A 216-nucleotide genomic window follows, 5' to 3' on the forward strand; every position below is an offset into this window, starting at 1 on the left:
TGCCTATCGTCATGATAAATATAGTTTTAAACGAGATTTGAAATTATATGAATGTGATGATTGTTCAAAGTGTCCTCTGAAACACCAATGTATGAACTTCAATTCAAAAACAAATAAAAAAATAATGAAGAATTATAATTGGGAATATTTTAAAGCCCAAATTAATAAAAAGCTTTAAGAACCAAAAACAAAAACCATCTACAGTCAAAGAAAAAT

The 216-nt window shown here is 25.5% G+C and carries 1 pseudogene; it reads left to right on the forward strand.

Features of this window, described 5'->3' with window-relative positions:
- A pseudogene (locus HMPREF3058_RS12165) lies at window positions 1-175 on the forward strand (transposase); the annotation flags it as partial.
- Between the last annotated feature and the right edge of the window lie 41 nt (window positions 176-216).

It is taken from the genome of Staphylococcus sp. HMSC068G11, assembly GCF_001815825.1.
GTDB lineage: Bacteria > Bacillota > Bacilli > Staphylococcales > Staphylococcaceae > Staphylococcus > Staphylococcus epidermidis.